This window comes from Actinophytocola gossypii, assembly GCF_025165815.1.
In the GTDB taxonomy this organism is placed as follows: Bacteria; Actinomycetota; Actinomycetes; order Mycobacteriales; family Pseudonocardiaceae; genus Actinophytocola; species Actinophytocola gossypii.
Genome location: NZ_JAFFZE010000003.1, coordinates 1 through 22,490 on the forward strand (window position 1 = coordinate 1; position 22,490 = coordinate 22,490).

At 71.9% G+C, this 22,490-nt stretch carries 23 protein-coding genes; 16 read left to right on the forward strand and 7 right to left on the reverse strand.

The features are described 5' to 3' along the window. Window positions 1–362 precede the first annotated feature (362 nt). Entirely contained in the window at window positions 363–1,469 is a 1,107-nt protein-coding gene (locus tag JT362_RS00805) for a helix-turn-helix domain-containing protein (protein ID WP_260189017.1), read from the reverse strand. Between the two features lie 98 nt (window positions 1,470–1,567). Next, on the reverse strand, window positions 1,568–2,254 hold the full coding sequence (locus JT362_RS00810) for a hypothetical protein (protein ID WP_260189018.1): 687 nt from the start codon (window positions 2,252–2,254) through the stop codon (window positions 1,568–1,570). A 166-nt stretch (window positions 2,255–2,420) separates the two neighbouring features. Here JT362_RS00810 and JT362_RS00815 point away from each other — a divergent pair, with 166 nt between their 5' ends. Genes JT362_RS00815 through JT362_RS00825 form a run of 3 tightly spaced genes read left to right on the forward strand, consistent with a single transcriptional unit; the run spans window position 2,421 to window position 4,716 of the window. Next, window positions 2,421–3,155, forward strand: coding sequence for a hypothetical protein (locus JT362_RS00815; protein ID WP_260189019.1), 735 nt, complete (start codon window positions 2,421–2,423; stop codon window positions 3,153–3,155). A gap of 2 nt (window positions 3,156–3,157) precedes the next feature. Next, the gene (locus tag JT362_RS00820; RefSeq protein WP_260189020.1) at window positions 3,158–3,898 is read left to right on the forward strand and encodes a DUF6529 family protein; all 741 of its coding nucleotides are present in this window, start codon (window positions 3,158–3,160) and stop codon (window positions 3,896–3,898) included. Between the two features lie 11 nt (window positions 3,899–3,909). Beyond that, complete coding sequence (locus JT362_RS00825) at window positions 3,910–4,716, forward strand: Rieske (2Fe-2S) protein (protein ID WP_260189021.1); 807 nt, start codon at window positions 3,910–3,912, stop codon at window positions 4,714–4,716. A gap of 10 nt (window positions 4,717–4,726) precedes the next feature. Here JT362_RS00825 and JT362_RS00830 read toward each other — a convergent pair whose 3' ends face one another. After that, on the reverse strand, window positions 4,727–5,788 hold the full coding sequence (locus JT362_RS00830) for a GDSL-type esterase/lipase family protein (protein ID WP_260189022.1): 1,062 nt from the start codon (window positions 5,786–5,788) through the stop codon (window positions 4,727–4,729). A 62-nt stretch (window positions 5,789–5,850) separates the two neighbouring features. Here JT362_RS00830 and JT362_RS00835 point away from each other — a divergent pair, with 62 nt between their 5' ends. Continuing rightward, on the forward strand, window positions 5,851–6,282 hold the full coding sequence (locus tag JT362_RS00835) for a DUF6463 family protein (protein WP_260189023.1): 432 nt from the start codon (window positions 5,851–5,853) through the stop codon (window positions 6,280–6,282). Between the two features lie 6 nt (window positions 6,283–6,288). Here JT362_RS00835 and JT362_RS00840 read toward each other — a convergent pair whose 3' ends face one another. Next, window positions 6,289–7,692, reverse strand: coding sequence for a S28 family serine protease (locus JT362_RS00840; protein WP_260189024.1), 1,404 nt, complete (start codon window positions 7,690–7,692; stop codon window positions 6,289–6,291). A gap of 170 nt (window positions 7,693–7,862) precedes the next feature. Here JT362_RS00840 and JT362_RS00845 point away from each other — a divergent pair, with 170 nt between their 5' ends. Next, window positions 7,863–8,687: an aldo/keto reductase gene (locus tag JT362_RS00845; RefSeq protein WP_260189025.1), complete on the forward strand. Its 825-nt coding sequence runs from the start codon at window positions 7,863–7,865 to the stop codon at window positions 8,685–8,687. Window positions 8,688–8,690: 3 nt separating this feature from the next. Here the strand turns inward: JT362_RS00845 and JT362_RS00850 are convergent, their stop codons facing one another. Next, the gene (locus JT362_RS00850; protein WP_260189026.1) at window positions 8,691–10,097 is read right to left on the reverse strand and encodes a KamA family radical SAM protein; all 1,407 of its coding nucleotides are present in this window, start codon (window positions 10,095–10,097) and stop codon (window positions 8,691–8,693) included. 114 nt (window positions 10,098–10,211) lie between these two features. Between JT362_RS00850 and kdd the strand changes: the two genes are divergently transcribed. The 6 genes from kdd (at window position 10,212) to JT362_RS00880 (ending at window position 17,469) form a co-directional block, all read left to right on the forward strand. Then, window positions 10,212–11,213: an L-erythro-3,5-diaminohexanoate dehydrogenase gene (gene kdd, locus JT362_RS00855; protein ID WP_260189027.1), complete on the forward strand. Its 1,002-nt coding sequence runs from the start codon at window positions 10,212–10,214 to the stop codon at window positions 11,211–11,213. After that, complete coding sequence (locus JT362_RS00860; protein ID WP_260189028.1) at window positions 11,210–12,646, forward strand: amidohydrolase; 1,437 nt, start codon at window positions 11,210–11,212, stop codon at window positions 12,644–12,646. The genes kdd and JT362_RS00860 overlap by 4 nt, the downstream gene beginning before the upstream one ends. Further along, window positions 12,643–14,208 (forward strand): lysine 5,6-aminomutase subunit alpha, encoded by a 1,566-nt coding sequence (gene kamD, locus JT362_RS00865; protein WP_260189029.1) that lies wholly within the window; start codon window positions 12,643–12,645, stop codon window positions 14,206–14,208. The genes JT362_RS00860 and kamD overlap by 4 nt, the downstream gene beginning before the upstream one ends. Beyond that, window positions 14,205–14,951, forward strand: coding sequence for a lysine 5,6-aminomutase subunit beta (gene kamE, locus JT362_RS00870; protein WP_260189030.1), 747 nt, complete (start codon window positions 14,205–14,207; stop codon window positions 14,949–14,951). Before kamD ends, kamE begins: the two co-directional genes overlap by 4 nt. Next, window positions 14,948–15,343 (forward strand): 3-aminobutyryl-CoA ammonia lyase, encoded by a 396-nt coding sequence (gene kal / locus JT362_RS00875; protein WP_260189031.1) that lies wholly within the window; start codon window positions 14,948–14,950, stop codon window positions 15,341–15,343. The genes kamE and kal overlap by 4 nt, the downstream gene beginning before the upstream one ends. Before the next feature lie 92 nt (window positions 15,344–15,435). Then, window positions 15,436–17,469 (forward strand): AMP-binding protein, encoded by a 2,034-nt coding sequence (locus JT362_RS00880; RefSeq protein ID WP_260189032.1) that lies wholly within the window; start codon window positions 15,436–15,438, stop codon window positions 17,467–17,469. Here JT362_RS00880 and JT362_RS00885 read toward each other — a convergent pair. Beyond that, a complete protein-coding gene (locus tag JT362_RS00885; RefSeq protein WP_260189033.1) occupies window positions 17,466–17,801 on the reverse strand; it encodes a VOC family protein in 336 nt (111 codons plus the stop codon). The genes JT362_RS00880 and JT362_RS00885 overlap by 4 nt on opposite strands. A gap of 118 nt (window positions 17,802–17,919) precedes the next feature. On the opposite strand from JT362_RS00885, the gene JT362_RS00890 reads away from it, so the two are divergent. From JT362_RS00890 to JT362_RS00905, 4 genes are all read left to right on the forward strand, one after another. Next, entirely contained in the window at window positions 17,920–18,243 is a 324-nt protein-coding gene (locus JT362_RS00890; RefSeq protein WP_260189034.1) for a hypothetical protein, read from the forward strand. After that, window positions 18,240–19,784, forward strand: coding sequence for a histidine kinase (locus tag JT362_RS00895; RefSeq protein ID WP_260189035.1), 1,545 nt, complete (start codon window positions 18,240–18,242; stop codon window positions 19,782–19,784). Before JT362_RS00890 ends, JT362_RS00895 begins: the two co-directional genes overlap by 4 nt. Next, window positions 19,781–20,458 carry a response regulator gene (locus JT362_RS00900; protein ID WP_260189036.1) on the forward strand — a complete coding sequence of 226 codons (678 nt, stop codon included), beginning with the start codon at window positions 19,781–19,783 and terminating at the stop codon, window positions 20,456–20,458. Before JT362_RS00895 ends, JT362_RS00900 begins: the two co-directional genes overlap by 4 nt. Before the next feature lie 478 nt (window positions 20,459–20,936). After that, a complete protein-coding gene (locus tag JT362_RS00905) occupies window positions 20,937–21,404 on the forward strand; it encodes a hypothetical protein (RefSeq protein WP_260189037.1) in 468 nt (155 codons plus the stop codon). 111 nt (window positions 21,405–21,515) lie between these two features. Here the strand turns inward: JT362_RS00905 and JT362_RS00910 are convergent, their stop codons facing one another. Then, window positions 21,516–21,983 (reverse strand): MarR family winged helix-turn-helix transcriptional regulator, encoded by a 468-nt coding sequence (locus JT362_RS00910; RefSeq protein ID WP_260189038.1) that lies wholly within the window; start codon window positions 21,981–21,983, stop codon window positions 21,516–21,518. Window positions 21,984–22,031: 48 nt separating this feature from the next. On the opposite strand from JT362_RS00910, the gene JT362_RS00915 reads away from it, so the two are divergent. Beyond that, window positions 22,032–22,424 (forward strand): DUF5313 family protein, encoded by a 393-nt coding sequence (locus tag JT362_RS00915; protein ID WP_260189039.1) that lies wholly within the window; start codon window positions 22,032–22,034, stop codon window positions 22,422–22,424. Window positions 22,425–22,490 lie beyond the last annotated feature (66 nt).

The following is a 22,490-nucleotide window of genomic DNA, read 5'->3' on the forward strand; positions in this document are numbered from 1 at the left end:
GGTAACGCGAGGGCGCCGCCCGGGGTCCCCGGTGTCTTTGGCCGACGGTTACCCCGGTGCCGCGAGTCGCCGAACTCGCGCACGGCGACTCGCGGCACCGGGAGCTCACCCACTCCTACCTCGCGTCGGCGACCCGCGAACTGGTCACCGGCCCAGCTGTTCGGTGGAGTTCCGGCGCTCGCCTTCGCGATGCGCGCAGCGGACCCCCCACGACTACGCAACCTGCCCGCCCGGCTGGAACACGTCCTCACCGAGGTGCACCGTCGAGACCAGAACGCGGAGCCGCCCGCGCCAGGTTCCTCGAAGGGGCCGGCGACCCGTGGGAACGCGCCCTGATGCTCCGGTGACCGCCGGAGGTCGCGCTAGTCCGGCGCGCCCCCGTGCACCAACCGCAACCTCGGCCGATGGTCCGGCACCCCGACCAATGCCCGCAACCGGGGCAGCCCGACATGCAGGTTCGCGGCCAGCCTGGCCATCGGCAGGCCGTGCGCCCCCGCCAGCTCCACCGCACGGGACAGCAACTCCGGTTCCTCCCCGGGATACTCGGACCGCACCGGCTCCCGCGTCCGCCACCCCAACCCGGTGAGCGCCGCCATCACCCGCCGCACCGTCGACTCGCCGTACACCCCCAGGTCCTTGCCCCGATACGCGAGCGCGGCCACCGACACCCCGTAGCCGTCCGCGACCTCCTTGAGCGCGGCCACGTTCACCGGCGTCGGCAACCGGTCCGCGATCTCCGCCGCCGGCATCAACAGCTCCGCGGCGAACGCGTTCGCCGCGCGCTCGTGGTGGCCCGAGCCCGGCGCCGGGTCGGGATGCAGCAGCAGGTGCCCCAGCTCGTGCGCGACCGAGAACCGGCGGCGCATGGGGTTCCCCTTCCGCGACAGCACGATCATCGGACGGCCGTGCAGCGCCGCGGAGAACGCGTCGATCGTCTCGGCGTCCACCGCCGGGATCCGGGCGACCACGATGCCGCGCGCCTCGAGATGACGCACGAGGTGCACCACCGGCCCGGTCGGCTGGTGCCACGCCTTGCGGGTCATCCGCGCCGTCGCGGCCGGGTCGCCGGGCGGGAGGTCCAGCGGCAGGCGGAGGTCCACCGGCGGCAGCTCCACCACCCGCTCCAGCTGGTCGGTCAGCTCCCACAGCAACTCGACGTGCGCGAGCGCCTGCTGCCGCTGCACCACCGTGGTCGCGCGCAGTGACCGGAAGTGCGCGCGCGCGGTGTCCAACCGCAGATGGGGTCGCCCGGTCGTGAAGAACGTGACCGGCACCCCGAGCGCCGACGCGCACCGCCGCAGGGTCTCCCCGCTCGGCCGGGACTGCCCCAGCTCGTACTGCGACACCGCCGCCGCGGTCCGCTCGATCGCGTCGGCCAGCTCGCGTTTACGCAAGCCGGCCAGCTCGCGGGCCTGGGTCAGCCGGGCAGGGTCGAACGCCAGCGCGACGGCGGCGGCATCCGGGGACACGACGGCACTCCTCGAGGTACGGCGAAACGGCTGGACCCATCGTGGTCCAGCACGGAGCGTGGCTCTACGCGGGTGACGGCTCTACGCGGGTGACGACGTCACGACGACGATCGTCGCTCACGGTCGAGCCGCGGCCGGATCGGCACCACCGGCTCCGGCACGTCGAAGATCGTCGGGTCCAGCGGCGCGGACCGGCGCGGTTCGGGCACCGGCCCGGCCCCGACGTCGTCGGCGATCGCGAGCAGGTCGAGCAGCCATTCCCACTCGACCCGGTTCTCGTACAGCTCGCCCTGCCCGACCCAGGCGCCGGTCAACCCGTCGTCCTCGTTGCCCGCCCAGCCGAGGAACAGCAGCTGCCGGTCGGCGAGCCAGACGTCCCGGCGGCTGAGCAACCCCGGGTCGCCGCTGGTGGTGAGCAGGTCCCGCCGCAGGTCGCTGGCGTCGCCGATCGAGCCGCGCGGGCCCGTCGGCAGCTGCATCTGGTACACGCCGAACCGCGCGAACTTGAGCAGCACGGACTGGAACGCCGAGTCCACGACCAGGCCGGGCAGCTCGGTGTCCAGCGAGTTCGCGGTGTTGAGCAGGTACTGGTAGCGGTCGGTGCCGAAGCTGGTGTTGTTGCTCCAGCCGCCGCGGTGGTTGGAGCGCCGCTGCGCCTGCACGTCGGCGGCGGCCTCGTGGGCGTCCCGCAGCCACCGGCACAGCGTGGTCGCGAAGTCGGCGAGCGGCACCGGCCGGACCAGCTCGCCGAGCCGGTCCAGGTGCGCCGGATCGTTCTCCGCCACCACAGCCTCCTTGATCCCCGCGAATCGATCTCGACCGTTCACTTGATTCTCGCACCCGAAACCGTCGCGCCGGTCCATTCGGGCACGGCGTGTCCGAAACCGGGTTGAACCGGACCGCCGGCCGGCTCGTGTACGAGGGCGAGCGAGCAAGAACAGGAAGGGTGTGATGGCAGTGCGCGGACCGGTGGTCTCCGCCGTGGTCGCCGTGGGCGGCCTGGTCGGGATGATGACGGTCAACTCGGTCGGCGGGCTGGTCGTGGACGACAGCGGCCAGCAGGCCACCAGCGAGGTCGCGGCGACCGCGTCGGAAACCCCGACCGAACCACCGACCCAGCCGCCCACCGAGACCCAGCCACCCCCGGAGACCACCGAGGTGCCGCCGACCACCGAGGTCGAGACCACCGAACCGGCCCCACCCGACGAGCCCGCGCCGTTCCCGGCCGAGGCCGTCTACGCCGGCGAGGTCGACGGCGGCCCGATGACGATCGCCGTCGCCGTCAAGGGCGAGCAGGCCGCCGCCTACCTCTGCGACGGCGCGAACGTCGAGTCCTGGCTGCAGGGCACCGCCCGCGACGGGCGGCTGGACGTGCGGTCCAAGGACGGCACCAACCGGGTCGTCGCCACCCTCGACGGCCGGGACCTGACCGGCACGGCCACCGTGGCGGGCCAGGAGCTCCCGTTCACCGCGGGCGAGGCGAAAGCACCCGCCGGGCTGTACCGGGGCGAGGGCGCCGAGGCCACCATCGGCTGGATCGTCCTGCCGGACGGCACCCAGGTCGGCATCGCGACCGGCCCCGGCGGGTCGGAGCCCGCGCCGAGGCTGAACCCCGAACGCGGCGCGGTCACCCTCGACGGGCGGCGCGTCGTGGCCGACGAGGTCGCCGGCGACACGACCTTCTGAGCGTGACCAGCGGGAGACAGGAGACCATCGTGATGAGCGCGCGAACCGGGCCGCCCGACTTCGGGCCGGCCGGACCCGAACCGGACGCCGACAGCACCCAACCGGTGCCAGAACACTGGACCAGACCGGCACTCGGCCCGACCCCGTGGAGCACCGACCAGTGGGGCCTGCCCGACGACGTCCTCGACGACGGCGAAGAACCCCGGCGCGGGAACTTCCGCGCCGTGATCACCGCGCTCGCGGTCGGGTCGCTGGTCGCGGTCGCCATCGGCGTGTACGGCAAGCTGCACGAGCCGACGAACCTGGCGTTCAGCCTCGCCGGGTTCTCCAGCGGCCTGCACGCGAAGGCGTGGCTCGGCACCGCCGCGTTCGCGCTCGCGGTCGTGCAGGTGCTCACCTCGCTGGCCATGTGGGGCAGGCTGCCCGGCGTGCGCGGCGACGGCCGGATCGCCGGGGTGCTGCACCGCTGGTCCGGGCGGCTGGCCGTGCTGGTGTCGCTGCCGGTCGCCGCGCACTGCCTGTACGCGCTGGGGTTCCAGGGTTTCGACACCCGCGTGCTGCTGCACTCGCTGCTCGGCTGCTTCTTCTACGGGATCTTCGTCTGCAAGATGATCGTGCTCACCAAGGACGACAAGCCCGGTTGGGTGCTCCCGGTCATGGGCGGCGTCGTGTTCACCGGGCTGACCGGCCTGTGGCTGACGTCGTCGGTCTGGTTCTTCACCGAGTTCGGTGTGACTTTCTAAGGCAGGGATCGATGAACGACAACAGTCCGGTGCTGCCCAGGCGTACCGCGGTGGCCGGCACCGTCGCGGTCTGCGGCCTGGCCTCCGCGTGCGCCCGCTACGGCGGCCCGAACACCCCGCAACCCGACACCATCGCCGGAGAGGACACGGGCGGTGGCGCGACCGGGGACGTCCTCGGCCTCGCCAGCGACGTCCCGGTCGGCGGCGGCACGGTGTTCCGCGACCGGGAGATCGTGGTGACCCAGCCGTCCGAGGGCGTGTTCCGCGGGTTCTCCGCGCTGTGCACCCACCAGGGCTGCGTGGTCACCGGCGTCGCCGACGGCACCATCAACTGCGACTGCCACAACAGCAAGTTCGGTGTCGGCGACGGCGCCGTCCTCGCCGGCCCGGCCCCCGAACCCCTTGCCGCGCAACAGGTCAGCGTCACCGCGGACGGGAAGCTGGTCACCGGCGGCGCCCCACCGGACACCACCGCGCAGACCACCGAACCTCCCGCCGAGACCACCGAACAGACCACCACCGAACCGGCGCCGCCCCCGTTGGCGTCCACATCGGACATCCCGGTCGGCGGCGGCACCGTGTTCGCCGACCAGGAGATCGTGATCACCCAACCCACCCGGGGCGACATCCGCTGCTTCTCGGCCGTGTGCACCCACCAGGGCTGCCTGGTGTCGACCGTCGCCGGCGGCACCATCAACTGCGACTGCCACGGCAGCAAGTTCGCCATCGCCGACGGCTCGGTCACCGCCGGCCCCGCGCCAGAACCGCTCGGCGAACGGGAGATCCTGGTCGAGGACGGCCGGATCTCGCTGCCCTGACCGGGCCGGGTCAGTCGCCGGCGCTGGTCGCCGCGTGCAGGTCGCCGTCCTCACCGGGCAGGCACGCGGCCGCCCGGTCGTCGGTGCCGAGGAACTCACCCAGACAGTTCCCCAGCTGGGCGTGACCTCGGGCGTTGGGGTGGAACGACTCCTGCAGCGCGTGGCTGGCCCGGCCGTCCTCCTGCAGGTCGTCCCACCGCACCGCCAGCCGCCGGAACCACTCCTGGTCCTGGTCGTCGCCGTGGGTGCAGGCCTCCCGGCCGATCCCCGCGCGGGACAGGTCGAGGAACCGGGCGTCCACCTCCGCCGCGGCCTGCCGCACGCCGGCGGTGAGCACCGGCACCGCGGTGTCCCCGACCCACCGCAGGTCGTCCTCGCGGAACGGGCAGCCGGACAGGTCCTGCAGGTCGGGCGCTATGTCCGGGCCGATCGGCGCGGCGTAGGACTGCACGACGAGCGCGTAGTCGTCGGTGGCGTAGCCGGCGTCGCGCATCACCGTGCGGATGTCGCGCAGCGCGTCGACGAGCTTGGGCACCATCCGGTCCACCCGCTCGCCCCACTCCGGGCCGACGACCTCGCCGCACGGCTCGGTCCGTTCGGTCCACGCCTGCACACAGGCGTTGAGCACGTGCGAGAACCCGGGGTCGTCGTTGGCGCCGGAGGCGACCACGACCGCCACCACCCGCTCGCGTTCGGCGATCTCCCCGAGCCGTTCGGCCTGCGACGGCTCGGTGTACTGCTCCACGTCACCGAGCCCCACCTGCGGGGACGGCGCGCCGGAGCACGCGAGGTTGTGGGTGTCGTCGATCCCGGGCAGGTCGGTCTGGTGGATCGAGGCGTGCGGGGAGCGGTGGCACCAGTTGCCGTCCTGCCCGTCGGTACCCGGCTCGTAGTCGCCGGCGCCCTCCCCGGACATCGTGCTGTCGCCCATCGCCACCAGCACCCGCGGCGCGTCGCGCGGCGGGCCGGGCAGCGGCGCCGGCTCCTGCGGGGAGCCGACCAGCACGAACAGCCCGCACAGCATCACTACCGCCGCGAGCGCGATCCAGGCTCGCCATCCCCGTGGTCGCATCGGCGTCAAGTCTAGAGAGTCCGGCCGCACCATCCCCAGCGCGATGGTGGATCATCGATGCCGTGAGTGCCCACACCCTGACCGGCCGCGCCCGCACGTTGACGCTCTGGGCGGGGCGGCTGATCGTCGTGGTCTCCGCTGCGCACCTGCTGTTCTTCCTCGTCACGTCGCTGGACTTCGTGCCGGACTGGGCGAGCGGCGCACTGTGGGAGGCGACGGCGGTGGGGGAGCCGCCGCCGGCCGAGCAGGGCGCGTTCTTCCGGCTGCTCGGCAGCTTCGCGGTGCCGCTGCTGCTGGTGGGGCTGCTGCTGTGGCGGTCGGCCGCCCGCGAGCAGGCGCTGCCCGGATACGTGACCTGGACGGTCGCCGGCTGGTCGCTGCTGTGCGCGCTGATCCAGCCGGCGTCCGGGTTCCCGCTGCTGGTCGTCGCGTCGGTGCTGCTGGTACTGGCCCGGCGCGCGGCGCCCCACCCCGGGCGGGACGCCGCGCGCTGAGAGCACCTAGAGCGGCCGGCGGATGTCCCGCGGGTCACGCTCGTCGAGCACCCCGACCCGCGCGGACCGCGCGCTGACCGCACCCTCCACGCCGGCCCAGCGGCGCAGGGTCGCGGTCGCGGCGGCCCGGTCGGCCGGGTTCAGCGCGGCGATGTCGGCACCGTGGTTGGCGCCCGGCGCGGTGTAGGTGTGGGAGTCGTTGTCGCTGGGGTGGAACGGTTCGGCGCCCCACGGGTCGTTCGAGCCGTAGACGAACAGCATCTCGCTCGCCTGGCGGCGCACCCAGCGGTCGACGTCGGTCATCGGCCACGGGTCGTGCCGGGACCGCAGCTCCGCCGGCAGGCTGGAGTTCGCCACGTACAGGTTCGGGTAGCGCAGCAGGTCCTTGAGGTACCGGAACTTCGGCTGCGGCCAGCCGAGCTGGGTGGCGGCCTGGTGGTAGTACGGCGCGTACGGGGTGATGCCCTCGTCGGCGTAGAACCCGAACCCGGCGACCGAGTCGATGAAGTCGAAGATCTCCTGGTCGGTGGCCTCCGGGCCGGGGACCGCGCCGCACGCCGACTCGCCGGAGTACTGCCAGAACGCCCACTCGACGTCCAGCACGGTCATCTCGAACGCCTTGTCCGTCGACCCGAACACCCGCTCGAACGTGAGGTCGTTGGCGGCGGCGTAGTCGTCGTACAGGTTCACCAGGTCCGTGCGGCGGCTCAGCGCCTCCCGCTGCAGCGTCTTGAGCGCCGTGCGGCACTCCGGGGTGGCGCCGACGGTGGCGAAGAACCGGTCGTAGGCCGCGTCGGACTTGTTGTGCACGTCGTTGGGGGCGACGTAGGCGACCACCCCGTCCACGTCCCGCGGGTAGTAGCGCCGGTGGTACACCGAGGTCATGCCGCCCTTGCTGGCGCCGGTGGAGATCCAGTTCGCGGTGTACACGTCCGCCAGGGCCTGCACGATCCGGTGGTGGTCGGTGGCGGCCTGCCAGATGTTCAGCGTGTCCCAGTCGGCCGGCTGGGGTCGGGACGGGGTGAAGAACCGCTGCTCGACCGAGATCTGGTTGGCGTCCAGCAGCGCCGTCGGCTCGGAGCGGAACGCGTACTCGGGCATGTCGTAGCCCGTGGTGTGCAGCACCATCGGCCGGTCCTCGGCGCGGTGCAGCAGCTGGAACCGCTGCTCGAACGTCTGCCCGCCGGGGTCGGTGTGGTCGACGGGCTGCCGGTAGGTGAGCAGGAAGAACCGGTAGCCGGGTGCCGGCGCCGGTTGTTCGGAGGTGACGGTCACGTTCGGCAGCGCCTCGAGCCGGTCCCGCAGGTCGGGTTCGGCGGCCTGGGCGGGTACCGCGGCGGTCAGCCCGATCATGCTCATGGCGATCGCGGGCAGGACCGCGGCCGCCACCGTCCTTCTTCGGATGGACACGTCACACTCCTCGTGAACACGGTGGTCGCACTGGGTGGGCGACCGACCTGGTGGAGTGTCCACGAAGCACGCCGTTCGGGGTAGAGCCGAACAAGGCCACTTCACACCGTGTGCATTTGATCACGCGTCGCCAATGTGCGGATCCGGCGAGCAGCGGGTATGACCGGGGCATGACCATCCCGACTGTCACCCTGAACAACGGCGTCCCCATGCCCCAGCTCGGCTTCGGCGTGTTCCAGGTGCCGAACGACGAGACCGAGGCCGCGGTCTCGGAGGCCCTGCGGGCCGGGTACCGCAGCATCGACACCGCCAAGGTCTACGGCAACGAGACCGGGGTGGCCGACGCGATCCGCGCGTCCGGCATCCCCCGCGACGAGCTGTTCGTCACGACCAAACTGTGGAACGACGACCACGGCTACGACGCGGCACTGCGCGCCTACGACACCAGCACCCGCGCGCTCGGCCTGGACCACGTCGACCTGTACCTGATCCACTGGCCGGCGCCGTCGGCCGACCGGTACGTCGAGACCTGGCGGGCGCTGGAGAAGCTGCTGGCCGACGGGCGGGTCCGGGCGGTCGGCGTGTCGAACTTCCAGCCCGCGCACCTGCGGCGGCTGTTCGACGAGACCGGCACCGTGCCGGCGGTCAACCAGATCGAGCTGCACCCGTACCTGCAGCAGGCCGAGCTGCGCGGACTGCACGCCGAGCACGGCATCGTGACCGAGGCGTGGAGCCCGCTGGCCAAGGGCGGTGACCTACTGGCCGAGCCCGTGGTCACCGAGCTCGCCGAGCGGCACGGCCGCACCCCGGCTCAGGTGGTGCTGCGCTGGCACCTGAGCCTGGGGAACGTGGTGATCCCGAAGTCGGTGACGCCGTCGCGGATCCGGGAGAACCTGGACGTGTTCGGGTTCGACCTGGCCGAGGAGGACCTGGCCGCGCTGGGCACCCTGGAACGCGGGCACCGCACCGGCCCGGACCCCGACAACTTCGGCTGACGGTTACTCGGCCTCGTAGTCGCGCCACCACTTCTGCCCGGCCTCCGGGAGCGTGGCGATCGGGTCGTAGTACGGGTAGCGGCGGCTCAGCGCGTCCGGGTCGTCGTGCTCGATGCCGGTGCGGTAGTTCTTCGTCCAGTACGAGACGCCGCGCTCCCGGTCGTAGTCGGCGAGCTGGTGCACCCACCGCTTGCCGACGTACGGGACGTCGCAGATGATCCGCGGCGTGGCGTACCCGGGCAGGTAGCCCATGATCCCGTGCTGGAGCTGCTGGGCCTCCCACACCGCGACCCGCCAGTGCTCGGCGTTGGGGATCATGTCGCACATGTAGAAGTAGTACGGCAGGATGTTCGCCTCGCCCTGCAGCGCGAAGCACAGGTCCAGCAGGTCGTCCGGGGTGGCGTTCACGCCGCGCATCAGCACGCCCTGGTTGCGGACGTCCCGCACGCCGACCTCCAGCGCGGTGCGGGCGGCCTCGGCGACCAGCGGGGTGACCGACTGGGCGTGGTTGACGTGGGTGTGGATGGCCAGGTTGACACCGCGCCGACCGGCCGTGCGGGCGACCCGCTCCAGGCCCTCGACGACCTTGGGCTGCAGCCAGTGCTGCGGCAGCCCGGCGAGCGCCTTGGTGGCGAGCCGGATGTCGCGGACGGTGTCGATGTCCAGCAGCCGCATCAGGAACGCCTCGAGCTGGTGCCACGGCACGTTCGCGACGTCGCCACCGGAGACCACGACGTCCCGCACGCCGGGGGTGCGCCGCAGGTAGTCGATCATCCTGTCCTGGCGGTCGACCGGCTTGAGCGTGAGCTTGTGCTTGTCGACCTGCTCGGTGGAGTTGCCGACCAGGTCCATCCGGGTGCAGTGGCCGCAGTACTGCGGGCAGGTCGACAGGAGCTCGGCCAGCACCTTGGTGGGGTAGCGGTGGGTCAACCCCTCGACGACCCACATCTCCGCCTCGTGCAGCGAGTCCCGCGAGCTGTGCGGGTGGTTCGGCCAGTCCGGGTCCCGGTCGCTGGCGACGGGGAGCATGTACCGGCGGATCGGGTCGGCCAGGAACGCGCTCGTGAACGAGCCCTCCGCCGACGGCACCATCGTGTTGAGCATCTGCGGCGGCAGCAGCATCGACATCGTGGCCAGCCGCCGCTGGTCGTCGAGCAGGTCGTCGTAGAACGACTCGTCGAGCAGGTCACCCATCACCGCGCGGAGCTGCTTGGCGTTCTTCACGCAGTGCACCCGCTGCCACTGCGCGTCGCGCCACTGGGCCTCGGTGACGTCCCGCCAGCCGGGGAAGCGGCGCCAGTCGGGCTCGACCAGCTCCCGCCGGACGTACTCGTACGGTTGCCGCGCGGTCTCGTCGACTGCCTCGGAGACTGTCGTGGCGGCGGTGGCCACGTCATGCAGCGCCGTCATCTGTTCTCCTCGCCGGTAGGGTTGCGTAAAGATATGCTGCCAGATGCTTGTATCGACGTAAATCCTACGGGAGTGGGTGGTTGGGTGTCCTCTTCGGCGTATGGGCTGCACCGCGTGGTGGAACCGGCGGGGGTGCTGCCGCAGCAGGCGTGGCGGCTGTCCACGGACGACCGCCTGTGGCCGGACGAGGTGCTGGTCGACGTCGCCCGGCTCAACCTCGACGCCGCGTCCTACCGGCAGCTGCGCGAGCGGCACGGGTCCCCGGACGCGGTGCGGTCGGCGGTGCTCGGGATCGTCGAGGAGCGCGGGAAGATGCACAACCCGGTCACCGGGTCGGGCGGCATGCTGCTCGGCACGGTCCGCGAGGTCGGCCCCGAGTCCCCGCTGGGCCTGCGGGTGGGGGACCGGATCGCGACCCTGGTGTCGCTGACGTTGACCCCGCTGCGGATCACCGACGGGCTCGCCGGCTGGTCGGGCGAGGGCGAGCAGGTGCCGTGCCGGGGGACCGCGGTGCTGTTCGGCCGGTCGATCGCCGCCCGCCTGCCCGACGACCTGCCGGACGGGCTCGCGCTGTCCGTGCTGGACGTGTGCGGCGCGCCCGCGCTGACCGACCGCGTGGTGCGCGACGCCGGACCGGGGTCCTCGGTGCTGGTCCTCGGCGGTGGCGGCAAGTCCGGAAGCCTGTCGCTGGCGGCCGCGCGCCGCGCCGGCGCCGACCGGCTGGTCGCGCTGGTGCCGACCGACACCGAGGCCGACGCGGTGCGCGCCGCCGGCCTGGCCGACGAGGTGCTGGTCGCCGACGCCCGGGACCCCGTCGCCGTCGCCGACACCGTGGGCGAGCAGGTGGACGTGACCGTGGTGTGCGTGGACGTGCCGGGCTGCGAGCACGGCGCCGTGCTGGCCACCGCGGACGGCGGCACGATCGTGTTCTTCTCGATGGCCACCTCGTTCTCCGCCGCCGCGCTGGGCGCCGAGGGCCTGGCGGCGGACGTGCGGATGCTGGTCGGCAACGGGTACGTGCCCGGCCACGCCGAGTTCGCGCTCGACCTGCTGCGCACGGTCCCAGGGGTTCGCGAGCTGTTCGACCGACGCGAACGGCACACTGCCTCGACATGACCACCCTGTTCACCGGTGCCCGGATCCACGGCTCGTCCGCGACCGCGTTCGCGGTCACCGACGGAGTGCTCTCCTGGATCGGCGCCGACTACCCCGGCACCCCCGGCGACGTGGTGGACCTGGACGGCGCGCTGGTGGCGCCCGCGTTCGTGGACGCCCACGTGCACGCCACCGCCGCCGGTCTGCTGCGCACCGGCCTGGACCTCACCGCCGCCACCCGCGTCAGCGACGTGCTCGACGCCGTCCGCGACCGCGCCGAACCGGGGGCGTTGCTGTGGGGCCACGGCTGGGACGAGACCGCGTGGCCGGAGAACCGGCCCCCGACCCGCGAGGAACTGGACACCGTCGCCGGCGGCGTTCCGGTGTACCTGTCGCGGATCGACGTGCACTCGGCGTTGGTGTCGTCCGCGCTGGTCGACCTCGCGCCCTCGGCGCGCACCGCGGCCGGCTGGTCGGACACCGGCCCACTCGCCCGCGACGCGCACCACCACGTGCGCCGTGCCGCCCGCGCGTCCATCGCGCCCGGGCAGCGGCGGGCGGCGCAGCACGCGTTCCTGCGGCACGCAGCGTCGATGGGCGTGGCGTGCGTGCACGAGTGCGGCGGCCCGGACATCTCCGGCCGCGAGGACTTCGACGACCTGCTCACCCTCGACACCGGTGTCGAAATCGTCGGGTACTGGGGTGAGCGCGGCGTGCGGGTGCCCGGCGCGCGCGGGCTGGCCGGAGACCTGTTCGTCGACGGCGCGTTCGGCTCCCGCACCGCCGCGCTGCACGAGCCCTACACCGACGCACCGGACACCAGCGGCGCCCGCTACCTCGACGCCGAGCAGATCGCCGCCCACCTGGTCGCCTGCACCGAGACCGGCACCCAGGCCGGGTTCCACGTCATCGGCGACGCCGCCGTCGCCGAGGTCGTCGACGGGTTCCGGCGCGCCGAGAAGATCGTGGGGGAGCGGGCACTGGTCACCGCGCGGCACCGGCTCGAGCACCTGGAGATGGTCACCGCCGAGCAGGCCGACGAGCTGGCCCGGTTCGGGGTGGTCGCGTCGGTGCAGCCGCTGTTCGACGCCGCCTGGGGCGGCCAGGACGGCATGTACGCCCGCCGGCTCGGTGCCCGCGCCGCCGCCCTGAACCCGTTCGCGACGCTCGCGGCCGCCGGGGTGACGCTGGCGTTCGGGTCCGACACCCCGGTCACCCCGGTCGACCCGTGGGCCACGATCCGCGCCGCCGTGCACCACCGCACCCCCGGCTCCGGCATCGACGAGACGGCCGCGTTCGCCGCGCACACCTCGGGCGGCCGCGCCGCCGCCCGCGACCCCTGGACCGGCGAACTCACCGTCGGCGCGCCCGCCACGTTCGCGGTGTGGCGCGACCAGACCTGCCTGCGGACCGTACGCAACGGACAGACGATCCACGAGGTGCCCCTGACATGACGCTGCTTGGCCTGGACCCCGAGGTGGTCGCGACCGCCCGCCGGCTCGCCGCCCGCGCCGCCGAACCGGTCGTGTCGATCGCGAAGGCCCACACCACCGTCGCCGTCGAGCGCGCGACGCTGCGGCTCGCCGGCATCACCGGCGCCGACACCGGCCACCGCGCCGGCGACGTGCCGTGGGTGAACCGCGTCGTCGACACCGTCCGCGACCACTGCGGCCTCGACCACGGCGTCGTCCTGCCCGCGTTCCACGCGCTGCGCGAACACGACCTCGGCTCGCTGACCGAACTCGCCGAGGCCACCGCCGCCGGCCAGATCCAGTACCGGATCCCCACCGGCCGCGCCGCCGACCGCGCCGCCAGGACCGGGCACACCGCCATCGCGAAGGGCCTGCGCACCGTCGACCGCAACCGCGCCCAACGCGACAAGCTCGTCACCCGCTTCGGCAACCCCCCGCGCCGCCCGTGGATCTACCTGATCGTCGCCACCGGCGACATCGACGAGGACGTCGTGCAGGCCGCCAACGCCGCCCGCGCCGGCGCCGACATCATCGCCGTCATCCGCTCCACCGGGCAGTCCCTGCTGGACTACGTGCCAGAAGGCGCCACCCACCACGGGTTCGCCGGCACCTACGCCACCCAGGAGAACTTCCGGATCATGCGCGCGGCGATGGACGACGTGTCCAAGGAGGTCGGCCGCTACATCCGCGTCACCAACTACGCGTCCGGGCTGTGCATGCCCGAGATCGCCGTGCTCGCCGGCCTGCAACGCCTGGACATGATGCTCAACGACTCCATGTACGGCATCCTGTTCCGCGACATCAACCCGATCCGCACGTTCGTCGACCAGCGGTTCTCCCGCCAGGTCCACGCCCGCGCCGGCATCGTCATCAACACCGGCGAGGACAACTACCTCACCACCGCCGACGCCGTCGACGCCGCGCACACCGTCACCGTGTCCCAGCTGCTCAACGAGCACTTCGCGCACGAGGCGGGCCTGCCGGACGAACTGCTCGGCCTCGGGCACGCGTTCGAGATCAACCCGGCGGTGCCCGAGTCGTTCCGGCTCGAACTCGCGCACGCCCTGTTGGCCCGCGAACTGTTCCCCGACGCGCCGCTGAAGTGGATGCCGCCGACCAAGCACATGACCGGCGACGTGTTCGCCGGCTACCAGCTCGACGGGTTCTTCAACCTCGCCGGTGTCCTCACCGGACAGTCGATCCTGCTGGTCGGCATGATGACCGAGGCCGTGGTGACCCCGTTCCTGTCCGACCGAGACCTCGCGCTGCGCAACGTCCGCTACGTGCTGGACGCCGCGTCCGGGCTGGCCGAGGACTTCCGGCCCGCCCCGGACGGGTTCATCGTCAAACGCGCCCACCAGGTCCTCGGCGAGGCCGTCGACCTGCTGGACCGGATCGTGCGCGACGGCCTGCTCGACGCGATCGCCGACGGCACCTTCGGCCTGATGAAACGCCCACCGGACGCCGGGAAGGGCGCCGACGGCGTGATCGCCAAGGCCGACGGCTACCGCAACCCGGCCGCGGACCTGCTGGAGGGCAAGTGAAACGACACGTCCGCCCGTACGGCGACACCACCGGCGACGGCATGGTGCAGGTGTCGTTCACGCTGCCCGTGCCACCCGGCCCCAAGGCCGAGGGCGCCGCGCTGCAACTGGCCGCCAAGATGGGGCTCGACCCGGCGATGGTCGTGCACTCGCACGGCATCGGCGGCGACTTCACGTTCTTCGTCGTCTACGGCTCCGCCACACACATCGTCGACCTGGACGCCGTCGAGGTCGTCGAGCGCGAATACCCGCTGCTGTCCCCGGCCGAGGTCAACGGCGTGCTGCGCAAGCTGTTGCGGCGCAAGCTGGTCGTGGTCGGCGGCTGCATCGGCACCGACGCGCACACCGTCGGCATCGACGCGATCCTCAACATCAAGGGCTTCGCCGGCGAGAAGGGCCTCGAGTACTACCGGGAGCTGCGCGTGGTCAACCTCGGCGCCCAGGTCACCGTGCCCGAGCTGGTGAAACGCGCCCGCGCCGAGAAGGCCGACGCCGTGCTGGTGTCCCAGGTCGTCACCCAGCGCGACGCGCACATCCTCAACACCCAGGAGATGTCCGCGGCGTTCCGGGAGGCGATGGGCGACCGCCGCCCCGTGCTCGTCGCCGGCGGGCCGCGGTTCGACCCGCTGATGGCCGGTGAACTCGGCGTGGACCGGGTGTTCGGCCGGGGCACCACCCCCGGCGAGGTCGCCTCCTACCTCGTGCACGCACTGCGGACCGCCCAACCAGAAGGAGCAACATGAGCCTGACCGTCGGGTTCTCCGTCACCCACCGCCGGTACGTGCCGTACGCGCACGCCCACTACGGCGGGAACCTGGTGGACGGCGCGTACGGGCTGGCGCTGTTCGGGGACGTGGCGACGGACCTGTCGATCCACACCGACCGCGACGAGTCGCTGCTGGCCGGCTACTCCGACGTCGAGTTCCTCGCCCCGATCCAGGCCGGTGACGTGGTCGAGGTGACCGCCACCCTCACCAGGGTCGGCACCCGCTCCCGCGACATCGCGTTCGAGGCGCGGGTGCTGTGCCGCGCCGCACCGGAACGCGGCCCGTCCGCCGCCGACGTGCTCGACCCGCCGGTCGTCGCCACCCGCGCCAACGCGACCGTCGTGGTACCCACCGCCGCCAAGGACTGACTTCCACATTCCGGGACGAGGTCTTGCTCCGAATGGAGCACGCTGCTAGTAAAGCTAGCTCTGGGCGTTCGCCCCCGCGGACGGAGGAGCTCGTGTCGGCAGACCTGGTCGAAGTGGCCGCGACGCTCGACCACCCGCGCGACCGGCTGTGGGCCGCGGTCAACGACATCGAGTCCTACCCCAGGTTCGTCCGCGAAATCTCCTGGTCCCAGCGCTCAGGTGGGGAACGAACCGGCGCGGGCACGCACTACGACGTGCGGTTCACCGTCGACCAGGGCCCGGTCGCCCGCCACGACGTGGAGATCCTGGTGCACCGCCCGCCCGACCACCTGGTCGCGGTCAGCCGGCACTGGCCACGCGGACACGTCGCCGTCCGGCTGACCGCGCTCGCGCCCGAGCGGACCGAGCTGGAGCTGACGATCTCGCTGCCCCGCACCCGCCACCCGACCGCGGTCACCGCCGGCTGGCTGCGCAAACGCGCCCGGCACGCCATCGCGCTGCTCGACGCCCGCCTGTCCGGCACCGTCACCGACCGCCTGGACCAGGCCTCGACCCCGCAGTCCCAGCTGGCGGTCGCGAAGATCCTCACCCGCGCCGGGGTGCTCGCGGCGGGCCGCCCGGACCGGCTGGTGCGGCAGCTCAACGCGCTCACCCGGTGGGGCGCCACGGTCGCCGGCGGCTACCAGGCCGCGTTCGCCCGCACCCCGCACGAACGGGCCATCACCGACGACCTCGGCGAGCTGACCTTCGCCGACGTCGACACCCGCACCACCCGGCTGGCGAACGGGCTGACCGACTACGGGGTGCGGCAGGGCAGGCGGGTGGCGCTGATGTGCCGCAACCACGGAGCCCTGGTGGAGTCGCTGATCGCGTGCGGCAAGCTCGGCGCGCACACGCTGCTGCTGAACACCGGTCTGTCCGCCGCGCAGGTCACCGACGTGGTGCACGGCCACCGCCCGGCCGCGCTGCTGCTCGACGAGGAGTTCCTGCCGCTGACCGCCGGGCTGCCGCGCGGGCTCCCGAGGATCAGCACCTGGGGCGGCGACGAACCGTCCGTCGACGGCCTGATCGAGCAGGCGCCGGCCGACCGGGTGCGGCCACCCACCGCCCCCGGCAAGATCATCGTGTTGACGTCGGGCACCACCAGCAACCCGAAAGGCGCCCGCCGCCGCAACCCGCACGGCCTGCGCACCGCCGCGGCGGTGCTGTCCAGGATCCCGCTGCGCGCCGGCGAACGCATGCTGGTCGCCGCGCCCCTGTTCCACACCTGGGGCCTCGCGGCACTGCAACTGGGGATGCCCCTGCACGCGCAACTGGTCCTGGCCCGCCGGTTCGACGCCGAGTCGACGCTGCGGCTGATCGAGGAACACCGCGCCACGTCCCTGTTCGTGGTGCCGATCATGCTGCAGCGCATCATGGACCTGCCGCCACAGGTGATCCGCAACTACGACACCTCGTCGCTGCGGGTCGTCGCCAGCAGCGGCTCACCGCTGTCCGGGCGACTGGTCACCTCCGTCCTCGACCAGTTCGGCGACGTCCTCTACAACCTCTACGGATCCACCGAGGTGTCCTGGGCCAGCATCGCCGACCCCGCCGACCTGCGCGCGGCGCCCACCACCGCCGGCCGCTGCCCGATCGGCACCCGCGTCGGCATCCTCGACGCCGACGGCGACCCCGTGCCGCCCGGCGAGGTCGGCCGCATCTGCGTCGGCAACGACATGCTGTTCGAGGGCTACACCGGCGGTGGCACGAACCCCGTCTACGGCGACCTGATGGTGACCGGCGACCGCGGCTACCTCGACGCCGACGGCCGGCTGTTCGTCTCCGGCCGCGACGACGACATGATCATCTCCGGTGGGGAGAACGTGTTCCCGCGCCCGGTCGAGGAGCTCCTGGCGACCCTGCCGCAGGTCGCCGACGCCGCCGTCGTCGGCGTGCCGGACCGCGAGTTCGGCCAGCGGTTCGCCGCCTACGTGGCGCTGCGTCCCGGCGCGACCCTCACCGAGGCGGCGGTACGCGAGTACGTCCACGACCACCTACCCCGGTTCGCCGTTCCCCGCGACGTGGTGTTCGTGGACTCCTTGCCGCGCAACGCGACCGGCAAGGTACTGCGCCGCCTGCTCTAGGGTGCGCCGCCGGTGTCGATCACACAGAACCGGTTGCCCTCCGGGTCGGCGAGGACGGTGAAGTCCGCGCCCGGCGGGTAATCGTCCCAGTCGACTCGCGTGGCCCCGAGCCCGAGAAGCCGCTCGATCTCGGCCGCCGGGGTGCGGGTGTAGAGGTCGAGATGGACCCGGGGCTTGTCCTGGACCGGGGTCCGGCTGGTGCCGAGCGAGATGTTCGGCCCGGAGACGCCGTCGGCCGGACGGAGCACGACCCAGTCCGGCTCCGGATCGTCCCGGGGAACGTAACCGAGCGCCCCACCCCAGAACCGCATCGCCCGGGCAACGTCGGACACACCGAGAACAACCGAACCCACCGCCAACATCCCCCCATCGTGTAGCACCCCGGTATGACACGCGAGTTGGCTCCGTAGACCGACGACGTCCCAGCCTGCGAAAACTAGCGTTACCGACATGAACACAACGATCACCCAAGTCCTCCACGCCGCCACCCGCCCCCTCACCGGCCGCCACCTCGCGACCCGCCCTGGCATCCTCCGCGCCGCCGCCGCGTTCACCGCCGCCCTCGTAGCCCTGTTCCTGGTGTGGAGCGGATGGCTGTACCCACTGCGGCCGGACGTCATCGACGCACTCAGCCGACCGCTCGACCCACTGTTACCCGGCGCGTGGGGCGGTCCGACCCTGCTCGGCGCGTGGGCGGTACACGCACTGATCGCACTCGCGATCCAGGCCGTCTGCGTAGCCGTCATCCACGCCACCCAGGGCCGGCCGACATGACCTGGCTCCAGTCCTGGCGGCGCTCAGGCTTGCGCCACCGCACCGCCGTCACCGCCGGCGTCACCGCCATGCTCGTCCTCGGCACGCTGGACCTGGTGCAGCACTACGACACCGCGCCACCGGCGGCGTGGGCGTTGAGCGCCGTGCGCGCGCTGCCGCTGCTGCTGTACCGCCGCTGGCCGACCGAGTCTTGGTGGCTCGCCGTCACCGCCGCCGTCGGCACCGCCCTGGCCACCACCCCGGTGTCACCCGCCGAGCCGTGGCCCTGGGCGGTCGGCACCGTCGGCCTACTGGTGGCGATGACCACGATCCTCTCCGCGTACACCAACCGACGCCAGACCGTGATCGCGCTCGCCGTACTCACCGCCCTCGGCACGCTCCTCGCCCTGACCCGTGGCCTCCCGGACAGTTGGTGGGTGTCGGTGCTGACCACGACCGCCCTCTGCGCGGTCGGTGCGCTGCTGGGCGACCTGGCCCGCGGCCAACTGCGCGTCGCGGCCGCCCTGGCCCAGGAACAGCGGATCAGCGCCGCCGAACGAGCCCGGCGTGCCGTGGTCGAGGAACGCACCCGCATCGCGCGCGAACTGCACGATGTGGTCGCCCACCACATGTCGATGATCACCGTCCAGGCGGAGACCGCCCGGTACCGGCTGCCCGACCTGCCCGAACCCGCCGTCCAGGAGTTCGCCGGCATAGCCCGCCTGGCCCGCGGCTCCCTGGCCGAACTACGCGGCCTCCTGTCCGCGCTACGGGACACCGCGGACGGGCCAGCGTTCGCGCCCCAGCCCACACTCGCCGACCTGCCCGCCCTCGCCGAAAGAATCACCGCCGCCGGCACCCCCGTCCGCCTGCATCTCCCCACCCACACCCGCGACCTGCCAAACGTGGTGCAACTCGCGGCGTACCGAGTCGTGCAGGAGGCCCTGAGCAACGTGGTCCGCCACGCCCCCGGCGCCACCACCACCGCCACCGTGACGATCACCGCCACAACCAGCACCGCCAACGCCACTGGCACCACCACCGATGCCGACACCGCTAACGATGCCGACACCGCTAACGATGCCGACACCGCTAACGCCACCGGCGCGGCCGCCGGGACCAGCACAACTGACACCGTCAACTCCACTGGCACCGCCGATACCGCCGGCACCGCCAACCTCCCCGCTAGTGCCGACACCGCTGAACCCGCCAGCACCGCCGCTACCGCTGATACCGCCAGGAGGACCGGCACGACCGGCACCGACTCCGCCGACACGACCAGCACTGTCGGCACCGCCGGGACCGCCGACTTCGCTGACACCGCCGCTACCGCCCACTCCGCTGGTACCACCGGCACGACCAGCACCGCTCGTACCGCCGGGACCGTCGTGGTGGAGGTTCTCAACACCCGCCCTACGCGTACCCCCGAAGGCCCGTCCGGCGGGTACGGACTGGTCGGCCTGCGGGAACGGGTGACCCTGCTGGGCGGCACGCTCGAGATCGACCAACCGAACGGCGGCTGGCGGGTCCGCGCCACCCTGCCGGTGCAGGAGGTGTCGTGATCCGCGTCGTGGTGGTCGACGACCAGGAGATGGTCCGCGCCGGTTTCGCCGCGCTGCTCGACGCTCAGGACGGCATCGAGGTCGTCGGGCACGCGTCGAACGGAGCGATCGCACTGGAAGTGTGCGCATCCGCCAACCCGGACGTGGTGCTGATGGACGTACGAATGCCGGTCCTCGACGGTGTGGCCGCGACCGAACGTCTGCTCGCCACTCCCACCCACGCCCGGGTCCTGGTACTGACCACGTTCGACGTCGACGACTACGTCTACGCCGCGCTGCGCGCCGGAGCCAGCGGTTTCCTCCTCAAGGACGCCACCCCAGAGGAACTGGTGTCGGCCGTACGGGTGGTCGCGGCAGGGGAGGCCCTGCTCGCCCCGACGGTCACCCGCCGCCTGATCGAGCACTTCGCCCGCGCACCGGCCGCCGTCGGCCCCCCACCGTCGTTGCGGGCACTCACCCCACGGGAACGGGAGGTACTGGTCCTGATCGCCCGCGGCCTGTCGAACCGCGAGATCGCCGAACACCTGGTGGTCGCCGAACAGACCGTGAAGACCCATGTCGGCCGCGTCCTGGCCAAGCTGGGTCTGCGGGACCGGGCGCAGGCCGTGATGGCCGCCTATGAGTCGGGGCTGGTGACCCCCGGGGTACTCCGGGCTCACCACGAACGGGCGTGAGCGGCCCGGCCACGTCGTTACCTGCCGTTCGGCGGTCCAGACCTTCCGCGCGCCGTGGACGCCGTCGTCGTCCGCGTGCGCCTGGCTTCCCGCCCCGGACCGGACACACGACAGACCGTCACCCGAGAAAGGGCCTATCACCTTTCTGCGGGACACAATCTCGGACAATACCCGCCGATGGTTGACGCCGACAACTGACGGTGACTCGAACAAAATCGTGTGCGACCACGACAGGATGGACTGGCGAAGACAACGTTTGAAGTAATTACATGACCGTGTGTGGCAACCCCCTTCACTCAGCCGAGTGTTTTCGGTTCCGTCCACCGTGGACTCGACGAAGCCGCCGGGGGCGTGAGAATATTTGAAATGCATTGTTCGCGTGGAGAAAACATCACGCGGGAACAGTGAAACATCAATACACGCCTTTTCGAGCGGTCGATCGAATGATCGACCTCGCTACCCGACACTTGGAGTTTCCATGAGTAAGACCACTCGGTTCGTCCCCGCCCTGGTCGCCGCAGTGCTCGTGCTGTCCTCGCTTTCGAGCACCGCCCAAGCGTCCACGATCACCGGCACGGATACCGCCGCGGTCGCCGCGGTCGCGCAGTCACAGCCGAACATCCAGGCGACGGTCGACCGTGCGCCAAGAACACAGGAGCAGGCCTGTGACATCGCCGAATGGCCCTTCGAAGTCACCTGCGACATTTACAACAGCGACGATCCACGGCTGGTGGTGGCGGTATACATTTGGACGCCGTTCGGTTACGAGAAGGCCGAGGAGTGGACGTTCCGCGCGGACGGCAGGGAGTGCGTCTCGGGGTTCGGGCACGAGTTCTGCGCCATCGTCGATTTCGACTGGGAGCAGGGCTGTGTCACGGGCACCTTGACGTTCGACGGTGAGCCGATCTGGGGTCCGGAGACCTGGTGCTGGAGTGAGAAACGCTGACGTCAGGGGCGTGGCATGCCGGTCACCGGTCATGCCACGCCTCATCTGCTGTGCGTGCCGAGTCCCAGACTCGTCGGCTCGGACTCGTTGCGCAGCGAAGATCAGCGAGGATCAGCGAGTGGCGGCGATGACGCGGGAGAGCGCCGCGTGCAACGCCTCCAACTCGGTCAGTTCCATGCCGAGTTCCTCCACCACCCGGTAGGGGATCTTCTCGGCCTCCGCGCGGAGTGCCTGACCGGCGTCGGTGAGTTCGACGGCGAGCTGCCGTTCGTTGGCGCTGTCGCGGCGGCGGGTGACGTAGCCGAGGGCCTCGAGGCGTTTGAGCATGGGGGAGAGGGTCGCCGGCTCGTGCCGCAGCGTGTCGGCGATGTCCCGGACGGTGCGCGGCGACTTCTCCCACAGTGCGAGCAACACGAGGTACTGCGGATGAGTCAAACCGTGGGGTTCGAGCAGCGGCCGGTAGATCGCGATGACACTGCGCGAGGCGACCGACAGCGCGAAGCAGACCTGCCGGTCCAGTGCCAACGGGTCCTCGCCGAGGTCGATACCGGTTCCGGCGCCGAGTTCGGTCCGTTCCATGACTCGTATCACCCTAATAGTTAGTGTACTAAGTGTTAGTGTAGCAGTATGGCCGCACGCCCGAACCCGCTCCAATGGCTCTGGTACGCCGTCGGCGGACGGCTGCCCGAACACCTGCACCCCTGGGTACTCGCCGACGTCACCTCCCGCGCCTGGGTATGGCGGCACACCGCCCGCATGGGCGTCCTCGTACTACCACTGGCCTCGGTGTGCCTGCTGGTCCCCGGCCCGATCGGGCTGCGGCTCGCGATGGCACTGCTCCTGCTGATCGTCGGCACCTACTTCTCCCTGTCCTACGTCGAGGAAAGCTGCGACATGCGCGCGGTCCGCCACGGCCACGCCCCCGGCACCGCGAAGGCGATCCGCGACGCCCGCAAGGAACACACCGAAGCCGCCATCCGCGCCCGCTACGACGCGCACTACCGGTCCCAGGACCGCTAGAACACAGCCGACACACCGAGTACACCCTCCGCGGCCCCGTGGCGCGACGAGGAGCGAACACGGCAC